Genomic DNA, 25,097 nt, shown 5'->3' with positions numbered 1-25,097 from the left:
CACAGGCTCCTTACTTACGCTTTTGCCACCAGAGCAGCGCCGAATCCCACAGGCGGCCGAAGATGCCCGCTTCCGGCACATCCTGCAACGCGACGAGCGGGAACTGCGCGACTTCCTTGCCATCGGCCATCATCTTGACGCTGCCGATCTGCTGGCCCTTCTTGATCGGCGCGACGATCAGATTGTCGTGCGTGACCGTTGGCTTGACCTTCTCGCCCAAGCCCTTCGGCACGGTGATGTACTGATCCGTCGTGACGCCCGCCTGCACGTTGTCGGCCGCGCCCTTGTACACGCGCGGCGAATCGATCACCTGATTCGCCTTGTACAGACGCAGCGCGTCGTACGCGGTGTAGCCGTAGTTCAGCATCTTCAGGCTGTCCTGCACGCGGTTGTGTTCTTTCGGCTCGCCCATCATCACGGCGACGAGGCGGCGGCTCGCGTCGGGCACGCCGACGAGCGAACGCTTCGCGGTCGCGATCAGGCAGTAGCCGGCGGCCTTCGTGTGGCCGGTCTTGAGGCCGTCGACGGTCGGATCGAGCCACAGCAGGCGATTGCGGTTCGGCTGCTTGATCTTGTTGTACGTGAAGTCCTTCACCGAGAAGATGCTGTAGTACTCGGGGAAGTCGCGGATCAGGCGCGTCGACAGCACGGCGAGATCGCCCGCGGTCGTGTAGTGCTGCGGATCGGGCATGCCGTTCACATCGGCGAAATTCGTGTGTGTCATGCCGATGCGCTTCGCCGCCGCGTTCATCAGCGTGACGAAGTTGCCTTCGCTGCCGCCGACGAGTTCCGCGAGCGCGATGGCCGCGTCGTTGCCCGACTGCACGATCATGCCGTACACGAGATCGTGCACGGTGACGGGCTTGTTCGCCTCGATGAACATGCGCGACTCGTCGGTGCGCACGCGGCGCACGGCCTCGCTCGGCATGACGGTCTGATCCATGTTGATCTTCTTCGACTTCAACGCATCGAAGACGAGATACGCGGTCATCAGCTTGGTGAGCGATGCCGGCTCGACGCGCTCATCGGGATTGCCCGAGGCGAGCACCTGATTGCTGGTGGCGTCGACGAGCACCCACGAACGGGCCGTCACGTCGGGCGGCGGAACCTGGGCGAAAGCGCTCGCCGCCGCCAGCACGGCGGGCAGAACGAAAACGGCTTTTGCGGAAACGGAAACGGAAGGAAAAGACAGGCCGGAAGGGACAAAGCGCATAGGATCGATCGGCGGAAAAAGCACGCTGCGACGATGACGATCGAGGATCGGATGATCGGCGAAGCACGGGTTGAACAGGCTGACCGTCGCTGTCGGTCGGGCATTTCGCCAGGACAGCGGCACGCGCGGCGCCGCGGCGAAAAGCGCTCGTTCGACAGACGGACGCAAAAACGGTTCTCAGAAGCCGGGGTTTCGACGGCCGCGATACGTCGAATGCAACGTCGCGCGGCCGGAATCCGTGAAAAAATTCTGCGCCATTATACGCGCGGGCCGCTTCCGTTTTCCTTGGAATCTGCGCGGTTGCCGCTCGTTTTAACGTTTTTCAGGCTGCGCTTAGCCGCTTTTGCCGATCGATGACGAGCGATGCGCTCAACGCCACGCGTCGACGATCACGCGCTTCAGGATATGCAGCTTGCGATGGAAGAAATGCTCGCCGCCCGGAATTACGACGACGGGCAGTTCCTGCGGCCGCGCCCAGTCGTAGACGGATTGAATCGGCACGGTGTCGTCGACTTCGCCGTGGATCACGAGCGTCGTGTCGGGCACGGGCGCGACTTCCCAGCGGCTCGCCGCCGTGCCGACGAACACCATGCGCTCGATGTTCTTGCCGGCATCACGCATGCGCTTCGCGACGTGCGACAGCACGAAGGTGCCGAACGAAAAGCCCGCGAGCACGATCGGCACGTCCGCCTGACCCGGCTGCGCGCGCATGTGATCGATCAGCGCGAGCAGATCGTCCTGTTCGCCGATGCCGTTGTCATGCTCGCCGCCCGTCTGCCCGACGCCGCGAAAGTTCGAGCGATACGTCGTGTAGCCGAGCTGGACGAACGTGCGCGCGAGCGTCTGCGCGACCTTGTTGTCCATCGTGCCGCCGAAAAGCGGATGCGGATGCGCGACGAGCGCGATGCCGCGCGGCGCGCTGTCGGTCTTGTCGAGCGCGCATTCGATCTTGCCGACCGGACCGTCGATGAGAAACTTTTCGGTTTGCGCGTTCATGCGGGTTGATCGATCAGAAGACGTTCGACGATTTTGCCGTTGGCGAGATGCGAATCGACGATCTCGTCGATGTCGGTTTCATCGACATACGTGTACCAGGTGCCTTCCGGATACACGACCACGACCGGCCCGAGTTCGCAGCGGTCGAGGCAGCCGGCCTTGTTGATCCGCACGTTGCCTTCGCCCGCGAGACCCAGTTTTTTCACGCGCTTTTTAGCGTATTCCTGCATGGCCTGCGCGTTGCAGTTCGCGCAGCTCGGACGCGCCGCATCGGCTTCGCGCTGGTTCAGGCAGAAGAACACGTGGTACTTGTAGAAGGAATCCATGAGCGGGTGCGATGAGAGTGTCGGTCGATTATAGCCAGCGATGTTCGTGCCCGCCGTATCAGGCCGAGCGCCCCGCCTTGCGCGCGCGCCGCCGCGCGAGCCACGCGCGCTCCGCCGCCGAAGCGAGCCAGCCGAGCGCCGCGTACGGCCACACCCACGCGAGCCAGTGCGCAAGCCCGTTGAAATGCAGATAGCGGCCCTGCCGCCAGTCGGCGAGCACGATGTCGAAATACGGATTCACCGGCAGCAGATTGATGAGCGCGAGCGAGATCACGAGCGCCCCGCCCGCGAGCGCCGCGCGCAAGCCGCGCGGCAACGCGACCGACAGCACGCCCGCGATCGTCGCGATGGCGATGCCTTCCAGCGCGCCGTCCGTCGCCCAGTCGAAGGTCAGGCCCGCGCGCGACTGCAGAAAGCTTGCGCCCGCTTTCGCGAAGATCGTCATCGCGATCAGGCCGAGCATCAGCCGGATGCGTGGCGCGCGCTGCCGCGTGAGCAGCGTCGCGAGCACGAGCGCGGCGAACAGGCTCGTCGATGTGATCAGCGCTTCCCAGGCGTCGTCCGGCAGAAGCGCGCCGAGCCGGTCCGGCCAGCTTTCGATGTCCCACGCGGCGGGCGTCCACGCGAGAATCGCGTCCTGCATCGCCGGGTCGAGCTCGTCCCACAGCACGCGCGGAAGATCGCCGCCGCCGAAGAGATACGGCGCGGGGAACATCGCCGCGAACGGCCAGAGCGCCGTCAGCCCGAGCACATACGCCGCGTCGCGTTCGAACCACGTAAAGCGGATGCGCCGCAACAGGCCGCGATCGAGCAGCGCGCTCGTCGCGGGCGCGATCAGCATGCCGCCGACGAGCGCGCCGAACGCGTTCGCGGCGAGATCGAGGTTCGAGGCGACGCGCGTCGGCAGATACGTCTGGATCGCTTCCATCGCGCCGGAGAGCAGCGCGCCGCCGATGAGCGCCGCGCCGACCGCGAATGTGCCGCGCAGACGCGGATAGAGCGCGAGCACGATCAGCGCGCCGAGCGGCATGTAGCCGAGCACGTTGGTCACGACATCGAAAACGGTCAGATATTGCGGCAGCGGATCGGTGAGATACGCGAACGGGCTCAATCCGAGCGAGCGCCAGCCGGAAAACGGATAAAGCGAACCGTAGACGACGAGCGCCGCATACGCGGCGAGCGCCTGCCGGGAGAACGCCGACGGGCGACGCTGCCATTGCTTGATCGTCATGAGCCGCCCGGACGCTTCGATGCTGGGCGGAAGATCATCGTGACGCGGAGAGCGGCTGCGCGGCGAGCCACGCGGAAAGTTGCGCGATCACATCGTCCGATGCAGCCGCGAGCGCCCGCGCGCCGCCGGGGGCATCGGCGCTCGGCGCGGGCGCGCTCGCGGCGAAGCTGCGCTGGCCGACGACGCGGCCTTGCTGCGTGAGCGTCGCGCGCACCGACACGAGGCCGCGGCTTTGCTCGGGCGCATCGAAGACCTGTTCGAAGCTCGTCAGCTCGACTTCGAGCAGCGGCACGGCGCGCACCGGATCGGCGCCCGACAGAACCGGGCCGCGCGCCGCGAGCGCATCGCGCAGGCGTTGCGTCAGCAACTGCGCGGGCGGCATCGTCCAGTGGCTGTTCGAATAGTTGCCGGTGCGCTGTGCATCGACATAGCTCAGCCGATACGCGAACGAATCGGTTTCGAGACTGCGCGGCGCGCCCACCGCGAGCACTTTGACCGGCGGCATCGGCGCGGCGTTGGCGCTTGCGTTGGCAGCCGGTATCGCGCCGAGGTCGTAATGCGCGTTCGGCATCGCGGTCGACGTCGATCCGCAACCTGCGAGCAACGCGGCGCAGCCGAGCGCGAACGCCGCGACCGCTCCTTTCATGTCGATGTCCGTCATATCTTTTCCCCGATCAATGCGCCGCTTTCGCCGGCCACGCGAAGCCCGGCTCGCCCGGTCCCGGCTCCTTCTGCGGCGCGCCGAAGAGCACGCTGCGCGGATTGGTGCTGAACGCGTCGGCGGCGCGATCGACGGAACGCGCCGCCGCGCTCACGTCGTCGCTGAACGAATAGAAGCGCGGCAACGCCTCGAAACCGACGCGCGCCGTGATGAAACGCAGCGATTCGTTCATGTCCGCGAGCGCCGCGCCCGCGTCTTCGGCGGCCTTGCCCGCCTTGTTCAAGTTGGACACGAGCGGGCCGTCCGGACGATTCAGGTTCTGCACGAGCTGATGCGTCGAGGCGAGCGTCGTGTTGATCTGCCTGAGCGTCTGCGGCAACTGCGCCGTCGCGGGCTGCACCTGGCTCGCGAGCGTCGCGATGCCGTCGGCGGCGGTTTGCAGGCTCTTCGTCGTCGCCATGAGCTGATTGCGCACGTCGTCGGAGAGGAACTTGTCGGCGTCGTCGGAAAGGCGCTCGAACTTCTTCAGGATGATGTCGCCGCGCTGCTGCAACTGCTCGAAAAGACCGGGACGCATCGGCACTTCGGCGACGTGCTGCGGCGACGAAGCCAGCGCGGCCGTATCGGTGCCGGTGTCGTCGAGCTGCACGAACGCGATGCCCGTCACGCCCTGAAAGCCGAGCGTCGCGTACGTGGAATGCGTCATCGGCGCGTTCTTGTCGACGACAATGCGGATGCGGATCTGCCCCGGATGCGACTTGTCGAAGCTGATCGACTGCACCTTGCCGACGCCCAGGCCGCGATAGCGCACGGCCGCGTCCGTGAAGAGGCCGGTCACGTTGGTGCGCGCGATCAGATCGTACGGCACGCGCACGGTGCGATCGACGTTGAAGAAGAACACGGCGAACGCGATGGCCAGCACGAGCACGATCGTGAAAAGCCCGGTCCAGAACGCGTGTGATTTGTTTTCCATCGGCAGGTTCCTTTGGCGCTCGCTTCGCGCTTACTTGTTCACGGCGATCGGCGCATCTTCGAGCGCGGCCGGCGGCAGCTTCGCGCGGCGCTCGGACGGCAATGCCTGCAACGCGCGGCGGCCGCGTCGCCCCAGAAAGTACTCGCGGATGAACGGATGATCCACCGCGCACGCCTCTTCCACCGGCGCCGCGACGAGCACGCGATGATCCGCCAGCACCGCGACGCGCGTGGACAGCGCGACCATGGTGTCGAGATCGTGCGTGACCATCACGACCGTCAGACCGAGCGCGCGATGCAGCGTCGCGATCAGATCGACGAATTCGTCCGATGCCTTCGGATCGAGACCGGCCGTGGGTTCGTCGAGGAACAGCAGTTCGGGCTCGAGCGCGATCGCCCGCGCGATGCCGACGCGCTTCACCATTCCGCCCGACAACGCGGACGGCATCTTGCTCGCGTGCTTGCACGACAGGCCGACCATTTCGAGCTTCAGCATCACGAATTCGCGGATCAGGTCCTCGGGAATCTTGCCGAGTTCGCGAAACGGCTGCGCGATGTTGTCATATACCGTCAGCGACGAAAACAGCGCGCCTTGCTGAAACATCATGCCGGAGCGCGTGCGCAGCATCTTCGCGGTTTCGTCGTCCATTTGCGCCCATTCCTCGCCGAGCACGCGAATGGTGCCCGATGTCGGCGACTCGAGGCCGAGAATCTGCCGCACGAGCGTGGTCTTGCCCGAGCCCGAACCGCCGAGCAACGCGACGATCTCGCCGCGCCGCACATCCAGATTCAGATGCTCGTGAATCACCGTGCGCCCGTAGCGCTTGGTGAGATCGCGCACTTCGATCACCGGTTCCGCGATGACGGGCGGCGGCTGATGACGAACGGCGGTGGCGAGCGTGGTCGACATGGCGGTCAGAGTCCGACGTTCTGGAACAGGATCGCGAAGACGGCGTCCGCGAGAATGACGATGGTGATCGACGTCACCACGGACGTCGTCGTGCCTTCGCCGAGACTCTGCGAATTCGCCTTGATGCGAAAGCCGAAGTGACACGCGGCGAGCGCGATCAGCATGCCGAACACGACGCCCTTGCCGAGCCCGATCCACAGGTTCGCGATCGGCACGACCGACGGCAGCGAGCGAATGAAGAAGTTCATGTCGATGGACAGCACGAGCTTCGCCGCGAGCGCGCCGCCCGTCAGCGCGATGATGTTGGTCCACATGACGAGCAGCGGCATTGCGATGCCGAGCGCGATCACGCGCGGCAGCACGAGGCGCAGGCTATGCGGAATGCCCATGACCTGCATCGCGTCGAGTTCTTCGGTGACGCGCATCACGCCGATCTGCGCGGTGATCGCCGAACCCGAGCGGCCCGCGACGAGAATCGCGGAAAGCACCGGCCCGAGCTCGCGGATCACGGAAAGCCCGAGAATATTGACGATGTACTGGTTCGCCCCGAACGCCTGCAACTGCTGCGCGGACAAGTAGCTCAACACGATGCCGATCAGGAACGCGACGAGCGCGGTGATCGCGAGCGCCTGTGCGCCGGCGCTGTAGATGTTCGCGGAGATTTCCGTCCACGGAATGCGCTGCGGGCGCCGCACCAGCCCGATGAGATCGAGCACGAAGGCGCCGAACATCGCGAGGCCGCCGTACAGGTGATCGAAGAAACCGAAGATGAGCTGGCCGAGCCGCGTGACCGGATCGACGCGATCGACGGCTTCGGGTTCCTCGCGTTCGGCGTCGAGCAGCGCGACGCGCTCGAAGATTTCGCGCTGCGTGTCGGACAGCGCGATGGTCGCGGGCATCTTGCGTCCCCACACGCGCCAGAGCGCCTGGCCGCCGACGTGATCGAGCCGCTCGACGGAAAGCAGATCCCACTGGCTGATCGCCTCGCGCCCGATGGCGCGCAGACGCCGCGTGACGCCGCTCTTCGCGCGATCGCGAGCGAGCGCGAGCGCGGTCCACTGGCCCGATAGCCGGACCACCTTGCCCTGCAGACCGGCTTCCACTCTTAGGCGCGGCGGCGTGTCGAAGTCCAAGGATCGATGGCGCGATGAGACGCGGTTAAAGGGGAGAGGACATTGTAGCGAAGAGTGTCGGGGGGACGCGGGGATGGTGGCAGGCGGGTTTCGGCTGGAAGGCGCAAGGATCGGAATTTCCGTGTTGCGGTGCACTTGAGTCGCTGAGCCATCATGGTTTCGACAACTCTGGTGCAACCGCAATGGACAAACGACTCGATCCGCTTATTTCCGAACTCGGATTCGCTCGAAGAGGCTGAACTGTATGACGCCTGGTTCCGCGCGGAGGTAGAAGCGTCACTTGCGGACCCGGAGCCGTCGATTCCCAACGATCAAGTATTCGCGGAAATGGATGCGCTCGTGGCGGCCAAGCGAAAGGCACGGAATGCTCGTTGATTGGCGGCCGCGCGCACGGAGACAACTCAGGGAAATCTACGAATACATTGAAGAGCGTGATCCGCAAGCGGCCGACAATCTACTTTCGATGAACAGGGAAGCAGTCCGGACGTTAGCGGATGTTCCATACATCGATCGTCACGGGGGGGTGTCGAATACCAGAGAGATGGTGGTTCATCCGAATTACCTGGTGGTTTACCGTGTGACGCACCGCGTCACTGTACTCGACTCGCTGCATGCACGGCGGCGGTATCCGAGCGACAAGACGCGCTGAAGCGGAGTTTCACGGGCTTCGAACACGCATCCCACGGCTACAATACCCGCCATGACCCCCTCTCCTTTCGCCCCCTTCGCCCCCGACGCGCCCTGGCGCATCGACCGCTCGCGGCTTGCGACGCTTGCCGAGCGGCCCGCTCGCGACTGGACCATCGACATCGTCGACGAAACGGGCTCCACCAACGCCGACGTTTTGGAGCAGTTGCGCGCCTCGCGACGCGACGGCACGCCTGCACCCGTCGTCCGCGTCGCGTACTCGCAATCCGCCGGTCGCGGGCGGCGCGGGCGCGCGTGGCTCGCCGAACCGGGCAATGCGCTGCTGATGTCGGTCGGCTGCGTGCTGCGGCGGCCGATCGAAGGGCTGTCGGGTCTGAGTCTCGCCATCGGCACCGCCGTCCTCGATGCGCTCGCGCGTCTGCCGCTCACGCCATCCGCGCGTCCTGCGCTGAAATGGCCGAACGACGTCCTGCTCGACGACGGCAAGCTCGCCGGGATTCTCATCGAAACCGCGTGGAACACGCCTGACGCGACCGCGGTCGTGATCGGCATCGGCATGAATCTGCACGGCGCGGAACAACTCGCCGCGCAGGTCGACGAAGCCAACCGGCTCGCCGCGCAATCCGCGCCCGGCGCCGCGCCGGCAGCGCTCGCGCGGGCATGGCCCGACGCCAATCTCACCGACACTCTCGCCGCGCTCCTCAACGCGCTCGACGCAGCGCTGCCGCGCTTCGAAGCCGAGGGCTTCAGGCCGTTCCGCCAGCGCTGGCTCGACGCGCACGCGTGGGCCGGACGTGAAGTCGCGCTGATCGACCAGGGCATGGAAGTGACGCGCGGCATCGCATCGGGCGTCGACGAGGGCGGCCAGTTGCTGATCGACGCGCCCGAAGGCCCGCGCGCCGTCACGACCGGCGAACTCACGCTGCGCCTTGCGAAGGAACGTCCGTGAACGCGTCGGGAACCGAGGCGCCGTATCTGCTCATCGATGCGGGTAACAGCCGCATCAAATGGTCGCTCGTCGATGAAGCCGGCGCGTCGCTCGCGAACGGCGCATTCGAGCACGCGCATCACTCGACCGTCGCCGACGACGCCGCGCTCGACGATTGGTCCGAACTTCCCGCGCCGGCGAGCGCGTGGATTTCGAACGTCGCGGGCATGCCGGTACAGAACCGCATCCAGCGCCTGCTCGACGCGCGCTGGCCGACGCTGCCGCGCACCGTGGTCCGCGCGCGCGCCGAGCAGTGCGGCGTGATCAACACCTATGCCGATCCGGCCCGACTCGGCAGCGACCGCTGGGCCGGCATGATCGCAGCGCGCGCGGCGTATCCGGGCGAGCATCTGCTGGTCGCGACCTTCGGCACGGCGACGACGCTCGAAGCACTGCGCGCCGACGGCGTGTTCACCGGCGGCCTCATCGCGCCCGGCTGGTCGCTGATGATGGAATCGCTCGGCAGCCATACGGCGCAATTGCCGACGCTCGACGCGGCATCGGCGCGTGAGGCGCTGAGTCAGACGCGCAGTCTTTTCGCCACCGACACCGCCGCCGCGCTATCCGCCGGATGCCTGCTCGCGCAGGCGAGCCTGATTGAGCGTGCGTGGCGCGACCTCAAGGCCGACTGGCGCGCCGACGTCCGGCTCGTGCTGGGCGGCGGCGCGGCAAATGAAATCGCGGGCGCGCTCGACGTGCCGCACACCCGACACGATTCCCTCGTGCTGTCCGGCCTCGCGCTCATCGCGCGCGACGCGACGGCGCGCCACTCATCCTGACTTTTCTGATTTGATTGACGGACGGAGCCCAAGAATGCTGCGCTGGCTGATCGCCCTTCTGATTCTCGCCAACTTGCTGATGTTCGCGGTCATGCGCGGCATGTTCGGCCCGCTTCCCGCGGCCGGCGTGCGCGAACCGCATCACTTATTGCAGCAGGTTCATCCCGAGGCGCTCGCGACGCGCCCGCTGAGTCCCGAAGAAGCGTTCGATCAGCCGCGCGTCGGCGGACCGGCGCCTGCCGCCAACGTGCAGACCGCGCCGCTCGGGCAGTGATCGCGCGCGTGCGAATCAGCTCTGCGCGCGGACTTTCTTGAGGAGCGCGGTCGTCGATCGATCGTGCTCGAACGCGATGGCGAGCGCCTTGCCGCCCCAGCCGCGCACGAGTGCCGATTCGGCCAGCTTGTCCATGTCGTAGTCGCCGCCCTTCACGAGCACGTCGGGGTGCACGGCTTCGATCAATTGCAGCGGCGTCGTTTCCTCGAACTTCACGACCCAGTCGACGCTCTCCAGCGCGGCGAGCAGCGCCATGCGGTCATCTTCCCGATTGATCGGGCGATCGTCGCCCTTGCCTAGCGTGCGTACCGACGCATCGCTGTTCACGCCGACGATGAGCGTCGCGCCGAGCGCTTTGGCATCAGCGAGATAGGTCACGTGGCCGCGATGAAGGATGTCGAAGACGCCGTTGGTGAAAACGACGGGACCGGCGAGCGTCGGACGGCGCGCGGCGAGCACTTCGCGCGTGATGATCTTGCGTTCGAAAATAGCGGGCATGACGGCGCTCGTTGCGATGTGCTGAAAGCGCGCATTGTGCCACGGCGCTTCGCACGGGAAAAATGCAAAACGGCTCGCCGGTGCTGACCGGCGAGCCGTCCGTTCATCGAAGCCGAAACTCAGGCCGGCTGTTCAGCCCCGCCGCCCGGCGCGGCCTGCAGGCGCTGCGTCACTTCCTTGCGATAGCGATTCAGTTCCTGCGCGGTCACGAACGAACGCTCGAACAGAATCGACAGGTTGTGCAGAATGCGCTCGACGACCTTCTTCTCCCAACTGTCGTCGAAGCGGATCTGGTCGTCCAGCCAGCGCTCGAGCCATTCGGGATCGGGCAAACGCGACTGCACGGTGTCGCGCGGGAAGAGCGCCTGATTCACATGCAGGTTGGTCGGATGCAGCGGCTTTTCCGTACGGCGCGCGGACGCCATGAGCACGCCGATCTTCGCGAACGCCGCACGCGCGGTGTCGCCGGCGTTGACGAGCGCCTTCTTCATGTAACGCAGATACGCGCCGCCGTGACGGGCTTCGTCGCGCGAAATGGTTTCATAAATGTGCTTGATGACGGGTTCCGTGTGCCACTCGGCCGCGCGGCGATACCAGTGATTCAGGCGGATTTCGCCGCAGAAATGCAGCATCAGCGTTTCGAGCGGCGGCGCCGGATCGAACTCGAAGCGCACCGCGTGCAGCTCTTCTTCGCTCGGCACCATGTCGGGCTTGAAGCGCCGCAGATACTCCATCAGCACCAGCGAATGCTTCTGCTCCTCGAAAAACCACACGCTCATGAACGCGGAGAAATCGCTGTCGTGGTGGTTGTCACGCAGGAACATTTCGGTTGCGGGAAGAGCGGACCATTCGGTGATCGCGTTCATCTTGATGGTTTTGGCCTGCTCGTCGGTGAGCAGGGAAGCATCGAATTTGTCCCAGGGAATGTCCTTCTCCATATCCCAGCGGACGGATTCCAGCGATTTATAAAGTTCCGGATAAAGCATGGTGTTCATAGTCCACCCCTGATGCCACTTATGCGACGTTATATCTGTATTGACTTTCGGCCGGAACGTGCAGACATGCCTTGCACGCGCGCAGCCAAGCTTTCAATTTTACGCGGGATTCGGTCGGCCGAAGACGAAATGCGACAACGAAGCGCGACATTCGGCGCTGCGGCAACGCGTCGCGTCCCGCGTAAACACTGCACTCCCCGTGCAAATGTTGCTGTTGTGCGTCTTGTTCTACCGTGGGTGAGGAGCGAAACCTGTGCCTGAGGTATGTTCAAGTGGCGCCGAACTGCCGCCGGAACCGCGCCGGCCGCGCAGTATGACGTGCGCGCATGACAACGATGCGATGCGCGCTTGATGCGGATTTCCGCGCCAATGCCCGACGTTTCGGGCGTCGTCGATCATAGCACGGTGGATTGACGCCAATCCGCGACGGTCTCATCGATCGGGGTCAACCCCGCGATGTGATGCACGCCGTCGTCGAACTTGCGGCGCAGCGCCGGGCTGCTGCCGCCAACCCAGATGCGGACGTGCGGCGGCAGCAGGTTGCGCAGGTCGGTCAGCCCGTTCGAAATGGACTGCGCCGGCAGCACCGCCGTGAACGACAGCGCGACGATATCGATCTTGTGCACCGACACGGCATCGACGATATCGTGCAGCGGCGTCTGCAATCCCAGTTGCACGCATTCGCACTCGGATAGCGTGAACATCGCCTCGGCCATCAGGATGCCGAGGCCGTGACCTTCGCCGGAAAGCGTCGTGAGCAGCACGCGCGGACGGCCGTTGCGCCCGCGCACGGCATCCGAGAGCGGACGTATCAGCGTGCGCAGCGTCGACTGGATCGCCTCGCTGAACAGATGTTCGTGATAGACCTGCAACGTGCCCGCCGCCCACGCATTGCCGATGCGTGCCGACAGCGGCGCCGCGACATCCAGCACGAAGCGTTCGAGGCCGTCGCGCGTTGCGCGCTTCAGCAGGCCGAAGCGGAAATCGTCATAAGCGCCCGCGCGCAGCAGTGAGATCAGATGGTCGAGCTCGGCGTCCGGCGCGTCCTGGCCGACGCCCGAGCTTTCGGCCAGTTGCTGCAGCGCGTCGATCGATTGCCCGAGCACTTTGCTCGGCCGATGTCCCGCGTCGAGCAATCGCTTCACGAGCCGCAGCTTCGTCACCTGTTCCTGCGGATACAGCCGCTCCCCGCCGGAAGTGCGCATCGGCTGCGGAAATCCATACCGGCGCTCCCAGACACGCAAAGTGTCCTTCGTCAGACCAATCTCCTGAGCGATGGCGCCGATGCCTATGCCGGTCGCGCCCGCCGTTGCGGCGCTTGGCGGCACGGGTTCCGGACGCTCGGGGCCATCGGAGATCGAATCCGAATCGAAATCTTGTTCTGATGAATTTGTCATGGACAGATCGGTTCGAACGAAATATCGCATTCGATGCAGATTGCGTGCCCAACGCCGATGGATGGACAAAGATTCCGCACCGTCAAGCTTTCATCATAGACAAAATCGAAATGTGCGTCGGTGCTGAGATGCGTTTCGGCTACGGAAATGTGCGCGTCGAGGGGAATTGGCGAGCGCGGCGGCGCTATGCGCGCCGCCGGTCGTAGTGAGGGAAGTGAGCGCGCCGGAACGCGCGTAGTCAGCCGGGTTTCTTGCGCGGCGCCGTCTTGCGCGCGGCCGCCTTCTTCGCGGCCGCCGCGTCGGGCCTTTCATCGGCGTCGTTGGCGGGCTGCTCCGCGGCGCTCTCACCAGCGGCGGCCGGCTGCGCGCCCGCGGCGCCCATCGGGTGGAGCGGGCCGCTCATGCCGGGCTGAATCATCGCGAGATGCGCAAGCTGATTGAACTGCGATTGCAGCACGTTCCACCAGCCGGTCGGATCGAAGCCGGGCGGCGGCGCTGAAGTCTGCCCCGAAGCGTCTTCGCCTTCAGCCGATGCCTCGCTCGCGGGCGCGGCGCCCGACGCTTCCTGCTTCGGGGCATCGGTCTTCGCCGCGCCGCCCATCGGCCATCCGGCTGACGCGGCCTTCGCATTCTCCGCCGCCGCGGTGTGCGCGCTCTCGACGGACGTCTGAGCGAACGCGCCGAACGCGCGCAGCGTCGCGAGCGTCGCGCGCTGCACTTCGAGCGCCTGAATCGCCGATTGCAGCATGTTGAGATTGAGCTTCAGCCAGTGCTCGACGGCGCGCATGTCGGTCACGCGCTTGTCGAGTTCTTCGATGTTGGTGAGCGGAGCGAGCATGTCGGACATCATCGAGAGGGAGGGGCCCATGCCCTGCCCGCCGCCGGGCATCGCGGCGGCGAACGGATTCAGGCGCATCAGTTCCCACATCTTGCCCATCATGTCGGCCTGGCCGAATCCGGGAAAACCGGGAATCGTGTAGGGCGGCGTGCCGCCGGCGTTATCGGTCATTCGACTCTCCTTGTTTTCGTGTGAGGTTCGCGCGGTTCAGAACGGCGCGCCGCCCGGGAAATCCGGCGCGCGCCGTTCGCGCAGCGAGCGCATGCCTTCGTGCACGTCCGGCCCCGCGAAGCCCATGAATTCGAGCGCGAGCGACGTATCGAAAGTCGGCCCCGCCGAGCGCAGCCAGTTGTTGAGCGCGTACTTGGTCCAGCGAATCGCGGTCTGCGAACCTTGCGCCAGACGGTTCGCCACTTCGATTGCCTTCGGCATGAGTTCGTTCTCGTCGACGGCGAGCGACACCAGCCCGATGCGTTCCGCTTCCTCGCCGCTCACCGGCTCGCACAGCAGCAGATAGTACTTGGCCTTCGCCATGCCGCACAGCAGCGGCCAGACGATCGCCGCGTGATCGCCCGCCGCGACGCCGAGCCGCGTATGCCCATCGATGATGCGCGCCGACTTCGACGCGATCGAAATATCGGCGAGCAAGCCCGCGACCAGCCCCGCGCCGACCGCCGCACCGTGCATCGCGGAGACGATCGGCTTGCCGCAGTTGATCACGTTATAGACGAGATCGCGCGCCTCGCGCCACACGCGCGCGCGCACGTCGAAATCGTTCGCCATCTCTTCGACGAGCCCGAGATCGCCGCCCGCCGAAAAGCCCTTGCCTTCGCCGCGAATGAGCGCGACGCGCGTGTCCGGATCGCGATCGATGTCGCGCCAGATATCCGCGAGCTCGCGATGCATGTTGGCGTCGGCGGTGGACAGGCCGCTCTTGTTCGCCCCCGCGCCGGGCATGACGACTTCGAGCACGCCATGCGGATGGCGGCGCAGTTCGAGCGACTTATAGCCCGAATACATGGATAGATCGCTCATGGTCTCGTCGATTGAAGGTTAGCGCGGCTGATAGACCCACTTGCCGTCGCGGATCTCGACCATCACGCGCGCGCGCTGATCGAGGCCGATGTGATCGTTGGGCGACATGTTGACCTGCCCGTTGGTGTCGGAGAAATTCTTCGTGCCTTCGAGCGCATCGCGCAGCGCAGCGCGAAACGCCGGCGTGCCGGGCGCGCCCGCTTTCATCGCGATAGGCACCGCGCGATTGAGCAGCATGCCCGCGTCCCACGCATAGGAGCCGAACGCCGAGACCGTGCCCGCGCCCTGCTTCGCCTCGTACAGTTTGATGTATTCGAGTGCGAGCCGCTTGGCCGGATGGTCGTCGGGCAACTGCGCGGCGACGAGCACCGGGCTCGCGGGCAGGAACGTGCCGTTGCAATCCGCGCCGCACACGCGCAGGAAGTCGCGGTTGCCGACGCCGTGATTGTGATAGACCTTGCCTTTGAAGCCGCGCTGCGCGAGCGTTTTCGGCGGCAGCGCGGCGGGCGTGCCGGCCGCGCCGACGACCACCGCATCGGGCTTGGCCGCGAGAATCTTCAGGATCTGCCCGGTCACGCTCGGATCGGTGCGATTGAAGCGTTCATTCGCGACCACTTCGATCTTGTGCAGCTGCGCGAACTTCGCGACTTCGGCGTAGAAGGTCTCGCCGAGCGCGTCCGCCTGGCCGATGTACGCAAGCGTCTTCACGCCATGATTGCTCGCATGCGCGATGATCGCGGAGGCCATCATCGCGTCGGTTTGCGGCGTCTTGAAGACCCAGCGGCGCTTGTCGTCGACAGGCTCGATGATCTTCGCCGACGACGCCAGCGAGATCATCGGCGTTTGGCCTTGCGCGACGACATCGATCATCGCGAGCGAGTTCGGCGTGATCGACGAACCGATGATCGCATCGACCTGATCCTCGCTGATGAGCTTCTTCGTGCTTTGCACGGCCTGCGTGGTGTCGGAGGCGTCGTCGAGCACGATGTAGTCGACGGGCTTGCCACCCATTTCCTTCGGCAAGAGCGCGACGGTATCGCGCGCGGGAATGCCGAGCGACGCGGCCGGCCCCGTAAGCGACAGCACGAGACCGATCTTCACGTGCTGCGCCGTCTGCGCGAATGCCGCCGTTGCCACCGTCGCGGCGGTGAGCGCGAATGCCGCGCCCGCCAGAAATTTCCACTTGCCTGCCGCCATCGAAGTCTCCTTTTTTTGATCGTTCTTGTGCTGCCCGAAGAGCAGCCCGGCAAAGTGTAAGGCGAGGCTTGGGCGCGCCGCATCGGGCGAAACCCGTTCAATGCTCCGGTTGCACGACCGCCTGATCGATTGCGCCGAAGATCGACTTGCCTTCTTCGTCGAACATTTCGATCTTCACGCTGTCGCCGAATTTCATGAACTCTGTCTGCGGCGCGCCGTGCTCGATCGTCTCCAGACAGCGCTTCTCGGCGATGCAGCAGTAGCCGCGCTTCGTGTCCTTGTTCGAGATCGTGCCCGAGCCGACGATCGAGCCCGCGCGCAGATTGCGCGTCTTCGCCGCGTGCGCGATGAGCTGGCCGAAGTGGAACACCATGTCGGTGCCGCAGTCCGGCTGGCCGACTTTCCTGCCGTTCCAGTGCACGATCATCGGGCGATGCACGCGCCCTTCGCGCCACGCGTCGCCGAGTTCGTCGGGCGTCACGGCAACCGGCGAGAACGCGGTCGCGGGCTTGCTCTGGAAAAAGCCGAAGCCCTTCGCAAGTTCGGCGGGAATGAGATTGCGCAGCGACACGTCGTTGACGAGCATCAGCAGGCGCACGCTGCGAAGCGCTTCGTCGGGCATCGCGGCCATGTGTACGTCGGACGTGATGACGGCGACTTCCGCTTCGAAGTCGATGCCATACGATTCCGTCGCGCACACGATGTCGTCCGTCGGGCCGATGAAGTCGTCGCTGCCGCCTTGATACATCAGCGGATCGGTCCAGAATTCGGGCGGCATTTCCGCTTTGCGCGCCTTTCGCACGAGCTCGACGTGATTCACGTACGAGGAGCCGTCCGCCCACTGGAACGCGCGCGGCAACGGCGCCATGCAGGCTTTCGGATCGAACGAAAAGCTGTTGCGCGCGCGGCCGGCGTTCAGCGCTTCGTAGACTTCCATGAGTTGCGGCGCGTAAAAGGTCCAGTCGTCGAGCGCGCGTTGCAGCGTCGAGACGATTCCATCGGCGATTGCGGCCGTGCGCAGGTCGCGCGAGACGACGATCAGCTGGCCGTCGCGCGTGCCGTCCTTCAAGGTTGCAAGTTTCATGGAGCAGTGCCGGGTGAGCGTGGTGACGCGGGTGACGTTAAAGGAAATGTATTTTACGATGGTGAATCCGCCGCCGGCACTCGGCCGAACGGCATAGGCCTTTTCGCACATGCAACCCACCTCTCTCACCGACGACGAAGACACCAGCGACGCCGCCGAAGAAAAAACGCGCTCCGGCATTCAGTCGATCGAAGTCGGCTTCCGGCTGCTCGACGTCCTCACCAACGAGCCGCGCGCGATGATGCTGCGCGATCTCGCCCAACGCGCGGGCATGAGCCCGGCAAAGGCGCATCGTTATCTGGTGAGTTTTTTGCGGCTCGGCGTCGCATCGCAGGATCCGGTTTCCGGGCGCTACGAACTCGGCGGTTTCGCGTTGCAAATGGGCCTCGCGCGGCTTGCGCGCGTCGATGGCGTGCGGCTGGCGCGCATCGCGCTCGCGGAACTGCGCGACCGGCTGGATCAGACGGTCGGCATCGCGGTGTGGGGCAATCAGGGGCCGACCGTCGTGCACTGGATGGAATCGAGCCATCCGGCGAAGGCATCGCTCAAGCTGGGCGACGTGATGCCGCTGCTTTCATCCGCGACGGGTCTGCTTTTCGCCGCGTATCTGCCGCGCAGCAAGACGCAGCCGATGCTCGATCGCGAGCTCGCCGCAATGAAGCAGACGATGGCCGATGTCGAGCCGCTTCTCGCCGAGGTGCGCGAGCACGGCGCGGCGCGCGTCGAAGGCATGCTGCTGCCGACGATCCACGCGTTCTGCACGCCGGTCTTCGATTCGACGGGCGAACTCGCGCTCGGTCTCATCGCGCTCGGGCACGAAGGCACGTTCGACACGCGCTGGGGCGGCGAAATCGACTCTGCCTTGCGCGAGTGCGCACGCGGCCTGTCGTACGAATTGGGGCACAAGGCGAGCGAGCGCTGAAAACGTCCGTCGAAGGGCCCAGGAACATCGTTTCCCTCGCGCATGTCTTATGCCTTTCGCCCGATCGTCCGTAACACGCGCTTTTCACGCTTTCCACGATGTCACTGTTTCAATTCCGCCGTCCTCGCCCCGCGTCCGGCGAGCCGCCCGATGCCGCTATCGAATCCGCCGCGCCCCGCCGCTGGGGACGCTGGGTGCTGGCCGTGCTCGTCGTTGCGGGCCTGCATCTGAGCGCGATGCGGTGGATCGAGCACAACCGTCAGCCGGCGAGCGCGCCGCCCGAAACGCCGCCCGTGCAGGTGGAATTGCTGACGCCCAAGCCGATCGCGCCGCCCGCGCCGACGCCGCCCGCGCCGCCGAAACCGGCCGCGTCTCCGGAACCCGTCGCGCCTCCGAAGCCCGCCGCGCCTGCGCCGAAGCCTTCGCCCGCTCCGGTGCTGAGCGCTGCGACGCCAGAGCCCGACGCGCCCGCAGCCGCTTCCGCTCCCGCGCAAATGCCGCAGGCTCAAGCGCCGTCGCTCGCTTCGCAGACCGCGCCGCAATCCAACGCTGCATCGGGCGACAAGTTCAGCGTCCCGCCCACGGGCGATTTACGTTACGACACGCTCGTGAACGGCATGATGAATCAGACCGGCACGATCCACTGGAGCAACGACGGCCAGCATTACGAAATGATCGTCTCGATCCCGCTGCCTTTCGTCGGTCCGTATGTGTATTCGAGCAAAGGCCATATCGACGGCTTCGGCATCGCGCCGGAACAGTATTCGGAACAGCGCGGCCGCCGTGCCGCCGATATCGCCATCTTCAATCGCGAAACGAAGCAGATCGTCTACACGAAAACGCCGCAAAGCCAGCCGCTCGCGGACGGCGCGCAGGACCGCTTCAGCGTCGTCATGCAGTTGGCGAGCCTCGTGCGCGGCGCGCCGGACAAGTACAAGCCGGGCGTCACGCGGCAATTCAGCGTCGCGGATAACGACAGCAACGAAATCTGGCCGATAGAAACCGTCGGCGACGAAACCGTGGAGGCGCGCGGCGGCTTTACGACGGCGCGCCACTTCACGCGCCTGCCGCGCAAGGAAGGCGACCGCCGCAAGCTCGATATCTGGCTCGCGCCGTCGATCGGCTGGCTGCCCGTGCGGATTCTGCAAACCGAGCCGAACGGAATGCAAATCGAACTGCTCTGGGCAGGCAAGCTCGCCGCGCCGCCGGCGGCGGCACAGGATGTCACCTCGGGCACGCAAGCTGCGTCTGATGAATCCGCGCCCGCCATGCCGAGCACGCCCGCCGCGGACAAACCGTAACGGGGCCGTCACACTCCGTCATGTCAGGCACGAGCGCATTCTTTACGGAGCCGATATGCAGTTGACGATCAATCGCATCGATACACGCTATGTTCTCGACAACGAAGGCGGCGGTCCCTGGCTCGTCTTCATCCATCAGCTCGCCGGCGATCTTTCGATCTGGGATCAGATGGCCGGCTACTTCCGCGACGACTTCACCGTGTTGCGCTACGACCTGCGCGGACACGGCGAAACGACCGTGTCGCCGGATTCGTTCACGATCGACGATCTCGCCGACGATCTCGCGCAACTGCTCGACAAACTCGGCGCGCCTTCGGCGCATGTGGTCGGGCTGTCGATAGGCGGCATGGTCGCGCAGAAATTCGCGATCAACCATGCCGACAAAGTGGATTCGCTGACGGTCGTGGGCGCGCCCGCCTTTATTCCCGAGGACGCGCGTCCGACATTCGCGCAACGTGCAGCATCCGTGCGCGAACACGGGACAGCGAGTATCGTGGAAGCCACGCTCGAACGCTGGCTCACGCCGGAGTTCCGCAAGGCGCACCCTGAAGTGACCGAGCCGATCGCGGACACGATCGCGCGCACGCCCGTCGAGGGTTTCGCGCGCGCGGCGGAGGCGATCAGCCGTTTCGATGCGCGAGATAAACTGGCTTCCGTGAAGCAGCGCACGCTCGTCGTCGCGGGTGAAAAGGATGTTGGCACGCCGCATGCTGCTTCAAAGGTTGTCGCAGACACGGTGCCGGGCGCACGCTTCGAATTACTTAACGCCGCGCACCTTGCACCGGTGGAGGAATCGCAGCGCTTCTCCGCTTTATTGGGGAACTTCTTGCGCGGTTCGAGTTGATTCTTCCTGTTTTTGTTGCAAAAGAAAGCCTCGATACAACCGGCATCACGTCGAGGCCACCCCTTGAATTCCAACCCAATCGCTCCAACTACGATTCAGGATTGCCACGGAGCAAACAAGGAATAAGGAGTGTCGCCATGCAAATGATCTACAACAGCCCCAACTATTGCGTCGTCGAATTTCCGCCGCAAGACAACCACCTCGCCATGAAGGCGGGCGGCTACGAGATCGTCGACAAGAACACGCAGCGGGAGATCTTCATCGACGGCGCGCTCGCGGCGAAGTTTCGCGAGCACGTGCAACAGTTGATCGCCGAAGAGCCGTCGCTCGAGGATGTCGATGAATTCCTCGGCCAGTTCGATATCTTGATGAATCAACCCGTCGTGCTTCACTGATGCATGCACGCGCGCGTGCGGCGCCATGCCGCTCGCGCCCGCCGCCGCCCGGACCAGCGGCACAGGCGACACTCGCCACTTCCCAAAGACCCCGCCCGCGCCAGGCGGGGTTCTTTTTTTGCCCGCCCGGAATCGCGCACGCGCCCGCCCATCGGGAGCGACCGTTGCGCGCTGCGGCTACAATGTCAGGCTATTTCACATTTGGTGCAGGCCTCGTCCGTCATGACCCAGAACGCCATTCCGAAAGCCCCCGCGCGCGCCTATACGCGCGGCGCCGCGCTGCCCGCGCTGCTGCAAAAGCGCATCCTGATTCTCGACGGCGCGATGGGCACGATGATCCAGCGCTACAAGCTCGACGAAGCCGCGTATCGCGGCGAGCGCTTCAAGGACTACGGCCGCGACATCAAGGGCAATAACGAACTGCTGTCGATCACGCAGCCGCAGGTGATCCGCGAGATTCACGAGCAGTATCTGGCTGCGGGCGCGGACATCCTCGAAACGAACACGTTCGGCGCGACGCGTGTCGCCCAGGCCGATTACGGCATGGAAGACCTCGCCGCCGAGATGAACATCGAGTCGGCGAAGCTTGCGCGCGAAGCCTGCGACAAATACTCGACGCCCGACAAGCCGCGTTTCGTCGCGGGCGCGATCGGACCGACGCCGAAGACCGCGAGCATTTCGCCCGACGTGAACGATCCGGGCGCGCGCAACGTGACCTTCGACGAACTGCGCGACGCGTACTACGAGCAGGCGAAGGCGCTGCTCGATGCGGGCTGCGATCTGTTCCTCGTCGAAACGATCTTCGACACGCTCAATGCAAAGGCCGCGCTGTTCGCGCTCGATCAACTGTTCGAGGACACCGGCGAACTCGTGCCGATCATGATCTCCGGCACCGTCACCGATGCATCGGGCCGCATTCTCTCCGGGCAAACGGTCGAGGCGTTCTGGAACTCGCTGCGTCACGCGAAGCCGCTCACGTTCGGCCTGAACTGCGCGCTCGGCGCGGCGCTGATGCGTCCGTACATCGCCGAGCTGGCGAAGCTGTGCGATACCTACGTGTCCTGCTACCCGAACGCGGGCCTACCGAATCCGATGAGCGACACCGGCTTCGACGAGACGCCGGACGTAACGTCCGGATTGCTGAAGGAATTCGCGTCCGCCGGGCTCGTCAACGTCGCGGGCGGCTGCTGCGGCACGACGCCGGAGCACATCGCGGAAATCGCGAAGGCGCTCGCCGAAGTGAAGCCGCGCGCTTTCCCCTCGCAATACCGCGACGCCGCCTGAATCAGAGAAGAGAACAAGACATGACCGATCACACGATGCGTCTTTCCGGCCTCGAGCCGTTCAACGTCACCGACGGCTCGCTTTTCATCAACGTCGGCGAGCGCACGAACGTGACCGGCTCGAAGGCGTTCGCGCGCATGATCCTGAACGGCCAGTTCGACGAAGCGCTCGCCGTCGCGCGCCAGCAGGTCGAGAACGGCGCGCAGGTCATCGACATCAACATGGACGAAGCGATGCTCGATTCGAAAGCCGCGATGGTGCGCTTTCTGAATCTGATCGCGTCGGAGCCGGATATCGCGCGCGTGCCGATCATGATCGACTCGTCGAAGTGGGACGTGATCGAAGCGGGCCTGAAATGCGTGCAAGGCAAGGCGATCGTCAATTCGATCTCGCTGAAGGAAGGCAAGGAGCAGTTCGTTCATCACGCGAAGCTGATTCGCCGCTACGGCGCGGCATCGGTGGTGATGGCCTTCGACGAGCAAGGCCAGGCCGACACGTTTCAGCGCAAGACGGAAATCTGCAAACGCTCTTACGACATTCTCGTGAACGAAGTCGGCTTCGAGCCCGAAGACATCATCTTCGATCCGAACATCTTCGCAATCGCGACGGGCATCGAAGAGCACAACAACTACGCGGTCGATTTCATCGAAGCGACGCGCTGGATCAAGCAGAACCTGCCGCACGCGAAAGTGAGCGGCGGCGTGTCGAACGTGTCGTTCTCGTTTCGCGGCAACGATCCGGTGCGCGAGGCGATCCATACCGTGTTTCTGTATCACGCGATTCAGGCTGGCATGGACATGGGCATCGTCAACGCGGGCCAGCTCGGCGTGTATGCCGATCTCGACGCCGAGTTGCGCGAGCGCGTGGAAGACGTCGTGCTGAATCGTCGTGAGGACGGCACCGACCGTCTGCTCGAAATCGCGGACAAGTTCAAGACCGGCGCCGCGAAGAAGGAAGAAAACCTCGAATGGCGCAATCAGCCGGTCGAGGCGCGTCTGTCGCATGCGCTCGTGCACGGCATCACGAACTTCATCGTCGAAGATACGGAAGAAGTGCGGCAGAAGATCGACAAGGCCGGCGGTCGTCCGATCAACGTGATCGAAGGCCCGCTGATGGACGGCATGAACATCGTCGGCGACCTGTTCGGCGCGGGCAAGATGTTCCTGCCGCAAGTCGTGAAGTCGGCGCGCGTGATGAAGCAGGCGGTCGCGCACCTGATCCCGTTCATCGAAGAAGAGAAGAAGCGTCTCGCCGATGCCGGCGCGGACGTGCGGCCGAAGGGCAAGATCGTCATCGCGACCGTGAAGGGCGATGTGCACGACATCGGCAAGAACATCGTGTCGGTCGTGCTCCAGTGCAACAACTTCGAAGTGGTCAACATGGGCGTGATGGTGCCCTGCGCGACCATCCTGCAGAAGGCGAAGGAAGAAGGCGCGGACATCATCGGGCTGTCGGGACTGATCACGCCGAGCCTCGAAGAGATGGCTTATGTCGCGTCCGAAATGCAGCGCGACGAATACTTCCGCGGCAAGCAGACGCCGCTGCTCATCGGCGGCGCGACGACTTCGCGCGTGCATACCGCCGTGAAGATCGCGCCGCATTACGAAGGGCCGGTCGTGTACGTGCCGGATGCGTCGCGTTCGGTGTCGGTGGCGTCGAGCCTGTTGTCGGACGAAGGCGCGGCGAAGTATCTCGACGAACTCAAGAGCGACTACGAGCGCATCCGCACGCAGCACGCGAACCGCAAAGCGCAGCCGATGGTCACGTACGACGAAGCGCGCGCCAACAAGACGAAGATCGACTGGAGCGCCTACGCGCCGAAGAAGCCGAGCTTCATCGGGCGGCGCGTGTTCAAGAACTACGACCTCGCGGAACTGGCGAATTACATCGACTGGGGTCCGTTCTTTCAGACGTGGGATCTCGCCGGTCCCTATCCCGCGATTCTCAATGACGAGATCGTCGGCGAGTCGGCGCGGCGCGTGTTCTCCGACGGCAAGTCGATGCTCTCGCGCCTCATTCAGGGCCGCTGGCTGACGGCGAACGGCGTCATCACGCTTTTGCCCGCCAACACCGTGAACGACGACGACATCGAGATCTACACGGACGAATCGCGCTCGCAAGTGGCGATGACGTGGCGCAATCTGCGTCAACAAAGCGTGCGTCCGGTCGTCGATGGCGTGATGCGCCCGAACCGCTCGCTCGCCGATTTCATCGCGCCGAAGGATTCGGGCGTGAAGGACTACATCGGCATGTTCGCGGTGACGGCGGGCATCGGCGTCGATAAAAAGGAACAACAGTTCGAAGCCGATCACGACGACTACAGCGCGATCATGCTGAAGGCGCTCGCCGACCGTTTCGCGGAAGCCTTCGCCGAAGCGCTTCATGCGCGCGTGCGCCGCGAACTGTGGGGCTACGCCGCGAACGAGACGCTCGACAACGATGCGCTGATCGCGGAGAAGTACGTCGGCATTCGTCCGGCGCCGGGTTATCCGGCGTGCCCGGATCACCTCGTCAAGCGCGACATGTTCGAAGTGCTTCAGGCGAACGAGATCGGCATGAGCGTGACCGAATCGCTCGCGATGCTGCCGGCCGCGAGCGTCTCGGGCTTCTATATCGCGCATCCGGACAGCACGTACTTTTCGGTGGGCAAGATCGGCGACGATCAGCTCGCGAGCTACGCCGAACGCATGGCGATCTCGACCTCCGACGCCGAACGCGCGCTCGCGCCGTTGCGCTAAGGCATCGTGAAAACGACATATCGCGCAACTGATAGCCGGAATATGCACGGAACAGGCGGGAAATTTTTGAATTCCGTAGACTTGTCAGCGCGATAAGCCGTCGACATGACGGCCAACGCATTCTTTTCGTCAACGGAGAAAGTCGCATGAAGAAGATGACGTCCGCCGTAACCGTAGCGATCACCGCGGCTTTGCTCGCCGCGTCGAGTACCGCCGCTTTCGCGCAGGCGAGCAGCACCGAGGCTTCGTCGTACTCGCCGCCGCAAACCGAGCACAAGAAGAAACCGAAGAAGCCGAAGAAGCAACATCCGCCCGCGAAACCCGCCGGGCCGGAAGGCGGCCAGTCGCAGTAACCCGCCGCAGCGCGACTGAAGCCGTCAGACGTTTCGTCGGAAGAAAAAAACCCGCATCGGAAACGATGCGGGTTTTTCTTTGTGT

Annotated in this window: 28 protein-coding genes; 13 read left to right on the top strand and 15 right to left on the bottom strand. The window is 64.7% G+C overall.

The annotated features are described in order from the left end of the window. Positions 1 to 10 precede the first annotated feature (10 nt). A complete protein-coding gene (locus NCR93_RS01260; protein ID WP_033536586.1) occupies positions 11 to 1,213 on the bottom strand; it encodes a D-alanyl-D-alanine carboxypeptidase family protein in 1,203 nt (400 codons plus the stop codon). A gap of 33 nt (positions 1,214 to 1,246) precedes the next feature. On the opposite strand from NCR93_RS01260, the gene NCR93_RS01255 reads away from it, so the two are divergent. Continuing rightward, positions 1,247 to 1,570: a hypothetical protein gene (locus NCR93_RS01255; RefSeq protein WP_144403732.1), complete on the top strand. Its 324-nt coding sequence runs from the start codon at positions 1,247 to 1,249 to the stop codon at positions 1,568 to 1,570. A 12-nt stretch (positions 1,571 to 1,582) separates the two neighbouring features. Here the strand turns inward: NCR93_RS01255 and NCR93_RS01250 are convergent, their stop codons facing one another. From NCR93_RS01250 to NCR93_RS01220, 7 genes are read right to left on the bottom strand one after another with little or no spacing between them, the layout of a single operon-like run. Further along, the gene (locus NCR93_RS01250) at positions 1,583 to 2,209 is read right to left on the bottom strand and encodes an alpha/beta hydrolase (RefSeq protein WP_250522861.1); all 627 of its coding nucleotides are present in this window, start codon (positions 2,207 to 2,209) and stop codon (positions 1,583 to 1,585) included. Continuing rightward, the gene (locus NCR93_RS01245) at positions 2,206 to 2,535 is read right to left on the bottom strand and encodes a (2Fe-2S) ferredoxin domain-containing protein (protein ID WP_008351817.1); all 330 of its coding nucleotides are present in this window, start codon (positions 2,533 to 2,535) and stop codon (positions 2,206 to 2,208) included. The genes NCR93_RS01250 and NCR93_RS01245 overlap by 4 nt, the downstream gene beginning before the upstream one ends. A 58-nt stretch (positions 2,536 to 2,593) precedes the next feature. Further along, positions 2,594 to 3,766, bottom strand: a complete 1,173-nt coding sequence (locus NCR93_RS01240; RefSeq protein WP_250480230.1) for a VanZ family protein — start codon at positions 3,764 to 3,766, stop codon at positions 2,594 to 2,596. A 34-nt stretch (positions 3,767 to 3,800) separates the two neighbouring features. Further along, positions 3,801 to 4,427 (bottom strand): ABC-type transport auxiliary lipoprotein family protein, encoded by a 627-nt coding sequence (locus NCR93_RS01235; protein WP_008351820.1) that lies wholly within the window; start codon positions 4,425 to 4,427, stop codon positions 3,801 to 3,803. Between the two features lie 13 nt (positions 4,428 to 4,440). After that, on the bottom strand, positions 4,441 to 5,400 hold the full coding sequence (locus NCR93_RS01230) for an MlaD family protein (protein ID WP_175979746.1): 960 nt from the start codon (positions 5,398 to 5,400) through the stop codon (positions 4,441 to 4,443). Between the two features lie 30 nt (positions 5,401 to 5,430). After that, the gene (locus NCR93_RS01225; RefSeq protein ID WP_008351823.1) at positions 5,431 to 6,309 is read right to left on the bottom strand and encodes an ABC transporter ATP-binding protein; all 879 of its coding nucleotides are present in this window, start codon (positions 6,307 to 6,309) and stop codon (positions 5,431 to 5,433) included. A gap of 5 nt (positions 6,310 to 6,314) precedes the next feature. Further along, entirely contained in the window at positions 6,315 to 7,442 is a 1,128-nt protein-coding gene (locus NCR93_RS01220; protein WP_008351824.1) for an MlaE family ABC transporter permease, read from the bottom strand. Between the two features lie 153 nt (positions 7,443 to 7,595). On the opposite strand from NCR93_RS01220, the gene relB reads away from it, so the two are divergent. From relB to NCR93_RS01195, 5 genes are read left to right on the top strand one after another with little or no spacing between them, the layout of a single operon-like run. Next, on the top strand, positions 7,596 to 7,817 hold the full coding sequence (gene relB / locus NCR93_RS01215; protein WP_241814077.1) for a type II toxin-antitoxin system RelB family antitoxin: 222 nt from the start codon (positions 7,596 to 7,598) through the stop codon (positions 7,815 to 7,817). Beyond that, positions 7,774 to 8,091, top strand: a complete 318-nt coding sequence (locus tag NCR93_RS01210; protein ID WP_350029151.1) for a type II toxin-antitoxin system RelE/ParE family toxin — start codon at positions 7,774 to 7,776, stop codon at positions 8,089 to 8,091. The genes relB and NCR93_RS01210 overlap by 44 nt, the downstream gene beginning before the upstream one ends. A 51-nt stretch (positions 8,092 to 8,142) precedes the next feature. Continuing rightward, positions 8,143 to 9,039 (top strand): biotin--[acetyl-CoA-carboxylase] ligase, encoded by an 897-nt coding sequence (locus NCR93_RS01205; protein WP_175979745.1) that lies wholly within the window; start codon positions 8,143 to 8,145, stop codon positions 9,037 to 9,039. Then, positions 9,036 to 9,857: a type III pantothenate kinase gene (locus NCR93_RS01200; protein ID WP_008351830.1), complete on the top strand. Its 822-nt coding sequence runs from the start codon at positions 9,036 to 9,038 to the stop codon at positions 9,855 to 9,857. The genes NCR93_RS01205 and NCR93_RS01200 overlap by 4 nt, the downstream gene beginning before the upstream one ends. Before the next feature lie 34 nt (positions 9,858 to 9,891). Then, positions 9,892 to 10,131, top strand: coding sequence for a hypothetical protein (locus tag NCR93_RS01195; protein ID WP_008351832.1), 240 nt, complete (start codon positions 9,892 to 9,894; stop codon positions 10,129 to 10,131). 15 nt (positions 10,132 to 10,146) lie between these two features. Here the strand turns inward: NCR93_RS01195 and rfaE2 are convergent, their stop codons facing one another. The 7 genes from rfaE2 to NCR93_RS01160 form a co-directional block, all read right to left on the bottom strand. Continuing rightward, positions 10,147 to 10,629, bottom strand: a complete 483-nt coding sequence (rfaE2, locus tag NCR93_RS01190) for a D-glycero-beta-D-manno-heptose 1-phosphate adenylyltransferase (protein ID WP_250522859.1) — start codon at positions 10,627 to 10,629, stop codon at positions 10,147 to 10,149. 119 nt (positions 10,630 to 10,748) lie between these two features. Beyond that, on the bottom strand, positions 10,749 to 11,624 hold the full coding sequence (locus NCR93_RS01185) for a ferritin family protein (protein ID WP_033536551.1): 876 nt from the start codon (positions 11,622 to 11,624) through the stop codon (positions 10,749 to 10,751). 395 nt (positions 11,625 to 12,019) lie between these two features. After that, on the bottom strand, positions 12,020 to 13,021 hold the full coding sequence (locus tag NCR93_RS01180) for a MerR family transcriptional regulator (protein ID WP_239294312.1): 1,002 nt from the start codon (positions 13,019 to 13,021) through the stop codon (positions 12,020 to 12,022). Between the two features lie 238 nt (positions 13,022 to 13,259). After that, entirely contained in the window at positions 13,260 to 14,030 is a 771-nt protein-coding gene (locus NCR93_RS01175; RefSeq protein WP_250456630.1) for a PhaM family polyhydroxyalkanoate granule multifunctional regulatory protein, read from the bottom strand. Between the two features lie 36 nt (positions 14,031 to 14,066). Next, entirely contained in the window at positions 14,067 to 14,894 is an 828-nt protein-coding gene (locus tag NCR93_RS01170) for an enoyl-CoA hydratase/isomerase family protein (RefSeq protein WP_250522858.1), read from the bottom strand. 18 nt (positions 14,895 to 14,912) lie between these two features. Then, complete coding sequence (locus NCR93_RS01165) at positions 14,913 to 16,091, bottom strand: ABC transporter substrate-binding protein (RefSeq protein ID WP_034470460.1); 1,179 nt, start codon at positions 16,089 to 16,091, stop codon at positions 14,913 to 14,915. A 97-nt stretch (positions 16,092 to 16,188) separates the two neighbouring features. Beyond that, on the bottom strand, positions 16,189 to 17,175 hold the full coding sequence (locus NCR93_RS01160) for a fumarylacetoacetate hydrolase family protein (protein ID WP_175979741.1): 987 nt from the start codon (positions 17,173 to 17,175) through the stop codon (positions 16,189 to 16,191). Positions 17,176 to 17,284: 109 nt separating this feature from the next. Between NCR93_RS01160 and NCR93_RS01155 the strand changes: the two genes are divergently transcribed. The 7 genes from NCR93_RS01155 (at position 17,285) to NCR93_RS01125 (ending at position 25,012) form a co-directional block, all read left to right on the top strand. Continuing rightward, positions 17,285 to 18,097, top strand: coding sequence for an IclR family transcriptional regulator (locus NCR93_RS01155; RefSeq protein ID WP_250481438.1), 813 nt, complete (start codon positions 17,285 to 17,287; stop codon positions 18,095 to 18,097). A gap of 98 nt (positions 18,098 to 18,195) precedes the next feature. Continuing rightward, positions 18,196 to 19,398, top strand: a complete 1,203-nt coding sequence (locus NCR93_RS01150; RefSeq protein WP_250522857.1) for a DUF3108 domain-containing protein — start codon at positions 18,196 to 18,198, stop codon at positions 19,396 to 19,398. Between the two features lie 55 nt (positions 19,399 to 19,453). After that, complete coding sequence (locus NCR93_RS01145; protein ID WP_008351848.1) at positions 19,454 to 20,242, top strand: alpha/beta fold hydrolase; 789 nt, start codon at positions 19,454 to 19,456, stop codon at positions 20,240 to 20,242. Positions 20,243 to 20,379: 137 nt separating this feature from the next. Beyond that, positions 20,380 to 20,637, top strand: a complete 258-nt coding sequence (locus NCR93_RS01140; protein ID WP_008351849.1) for a BTH_I0359 family protein — start codon at positions 20,380 to 20,382, stop codon at positions 20,635 to 20,637. A gap of 222 nt (positions 20,638 to 20,859) precedes the next feature. Next, complete coding sequence (locus NCR93_RS01135; RefSeq protein ID WP_008351850.1) at positions 20,860 to 21,921, top strand: homocysteine S-methyltransferase family protein; 1,062 nt, start codon at positions 20,860 to 20,862, stop codon at positions 21,919 to 21,921. After that, the gene (gene metH / locus NCR93_RS01130) at positions 21,918 to 24,659 is read left to right on the top strand and encodes a methionine synthase (protein WP_275445841.1); all 2,742 of its coding nucleotides are present in this window, start codon (positions 21,918 to 21,920) and stop codon (positions 24,657 to 24,659) included. Before NCR93_RS01135 ends, metH begins: the two co-directional genes overlap by 4 nt. 146 nt (positions 24,660 to 24,805) lie before the next feature. Further along, positions 24,806 to 25,012: a hypothetical protein gene (locus NCR93_RS01125; protein WP_008351852.1), complete on the top strand. Its 207-nt coding sequence runs from the start codon at positions 24,806 to 24,808 to the stop codon at positions 25,010 to 25,012. The last annotated feature ends 85 nt before the right edge of the window (positions 25,013 to 25,097 follow it).

Origin of the sequence: Caballeronia sp. ATUFL_F1_KS39, assembly GCF_023630985.1 — a bacterium.
Taxonomy (GTDB): Bacteria; Pseudomonadota; Gammaproteobacteria; order Burkholderiales; family Burkholderiaceae; genus Caballeronia; species Caballeronia zhejiangensis.
The sequence above is the reverse complement of the archived record's forward strand: the minus strand, read 5'-3'. Positions and strand labels throughout refer to the sequence as shown.

What these genes read in the sequence shown, in the direction of transcription:
- NCR93_RS01160 (WP_175979741.1), bottom strand. Translation starts at nt 17,175, where the DNA reads ATGAAACTTGCAACCTTGAAGGACGGCACGCGCGACGGCCAGCTGATC.
- NCR93_RS01255 (WP_144403732.1), top strand. Translation starts at nt 1,247, where the DNA reads ATGACGATCGAGGATCGGATGATCGGCGAAGCACGGGTTGAACAGGCT.
- NCR93_RS01235 (WP_008351820.1), bottom strand. Translation starts at nt 4,427, where the DNA reads ATGACGGACATCGACATGAAAGGAGCGGTCGCGGCGTTCGCGCTCGGC.
- relB (WP_241814077.1), top strand. Translation starts at nt 7,596, where the DNA reads ATGGTTTCGACAACTCTGGTGCAACCGCAATGGACAAACGACTCGATC.
- NCR93_RS01150 (WP_250522857.1), top strand. Translation starts at nt 18,196, where the DNA reads ATGTCACTGTTTCAATTCCGCCGTCCTCGCCCCGCGTCCGGCGAGCCG.
- NCR93_RS01125 (WP_008351852.1), top strand. Translation starts at nt 24,806, where the DNA reads ATGAAGAAGATGACGTCCGCCGTAACCGTAGCGATCACCGCGGCTTTG.
- NCR93_RS01240 (WP_250480230.1), bottom strand. Translation starts at nt 3,766, where the DNA reads ATGACGATCAAGCAATGGCAGCGTCGCCCGTCGGCGTTCTCCCGGCAG.
- NCR93_RS01140 (WP_008351849.1), top strand. Translation starts at nt 20,380, where the DNA reads ATGCAAATGATCTACAACAGCCCCAACTATTGCGTCGTCGAATTTCCG.
- NCR93_RS01205 (WP_175979745.1), top strand. Translation starts at nt 8,143, where the DNA reads ATGACCCCCTCTCCTTTCGCCCCCTTCGCCCCCGACGCGCCCTGGCGC.
- NCR93_RS01145 (WP_008351848.1), top strand. Translation starts at nt 19,454, where the DNA reads ATGCAGTTGACGATCAATCGCATCGATACACGCTATGTTCTCGACAAC.
- NCR93_RS01175 (WP_250456630.1), bottom strand. Translation starts at nt 14,030, where the DNA reads ATGACCGATAACGCCGGCGGCACGCCGCCCTACACGATTCCCGGTTTT.
- NCR93_RS01180 (WP_239294312.1), bottom strand. Translation starts at nt 13,021, where the DNA reads ATGACAAATTCATCAGAACAAGATTTCGATTCGGATTCGATCTCCGAT.
- NCR93_RS01230 (WP_175979746.1), bottom strand. Translation starts at nt 5,400, where the DNA reads ATGGAAAACAAATCACACGCGTTCTGGACCGGGCTTTTCACGATCGTG.
- NCR93_RS01225 (WP_008351823.1), bottom strand. Translation starts at nt 6,309, where the DNA reads ATGTCGACCACGCTCGCCACCGCCGTTCGTCATCAGCCGCCGCCCGTC.
- NCR93_RS01185 (WP_033536551.1), bottom strand. Translation starts at nt 11,624, where the DNA reads ATGAACACCATGCTTTATCCGGAACTTTATAAATCGCTGGAATCCGTC.
- NCR93_RS01195 (WP_008351832.1), top strand. Translation starts at nt 9,892, where the DNA reads ATGCTGCGCTGGCTGATCGCCCTTCTGATTCTCGCCAACTTGCTGATG.
- rfaE2 (WP_250522859.1), bottom strand. Translation starts at nt 10,629, where the DNA reads ATGCCCGCTATTTTCGAACGCAAGATCATCACGCGCGAAGTGCTCGCC.
- NCR93_RS01260 (WP_033536586.1), bottom strand. Translation starts at nt 1,213, where the DNA reads ATGCGCTTTGTCCCTTCCGGCCTGTCTTTTCCTTCCGTTTCCGTTTCC.
- NCR93_RS01155 (WP_250481438.1), top strand. Translation starts at nt 17,285, where the DNA reads ATGCAACCCACCTCTCTCACCGACGACGAAGACACCAGCGACGCCGCC.
- NCR93_RS01170 (WP_250522858.1), bottom strand. Translation starts at nt 14,894, where the DNA reads ATGAGCGATCTATCCATGTATTCGGGCTATAAGTCGCTCGAACTGCGC.
- NCR93_RS01165 (WP_034470460.1), bottom strand. Translation starts at nt 16,091, where the DNA reads ATGGCGGCAGGCAAGTGGAAATTTCTGGCGGGCGCGGCATTCGCGCTC.
- NCR93_RS01135 (WP_008351850.1), top strand. Translation starts at nt 20,860, where the DNA reads ATGACCCAGAACGCCATTCCGAAAGCCCCCGCGCGCGCCTATACGCGC.
- NCR93_RS01245 (WP_008351817.1), bottom strand. Translation starts at nt 2,535, where the DNA reads ATGGATTCCTTCTACAAGTACCACGTGTTCTTCTGCCTGAACCAGCGC.
- NCR93_RS01210 (WP_350029151.1), top strand. Translation starts at nt 7,774, where the DNA reads ATGCGCTCGTGGCGGCCAAGCGAAAGGCACGGAATGCTCGTTGATTGG.
- NCR93_RS01250 (WP_250522861.1), bottom strand. Translation starts at nt 2,209, where the DNA reads ATGAACGCGCAAACCGAAAAGTTTCTCATCGACGGTCCGGTCGGCAAG.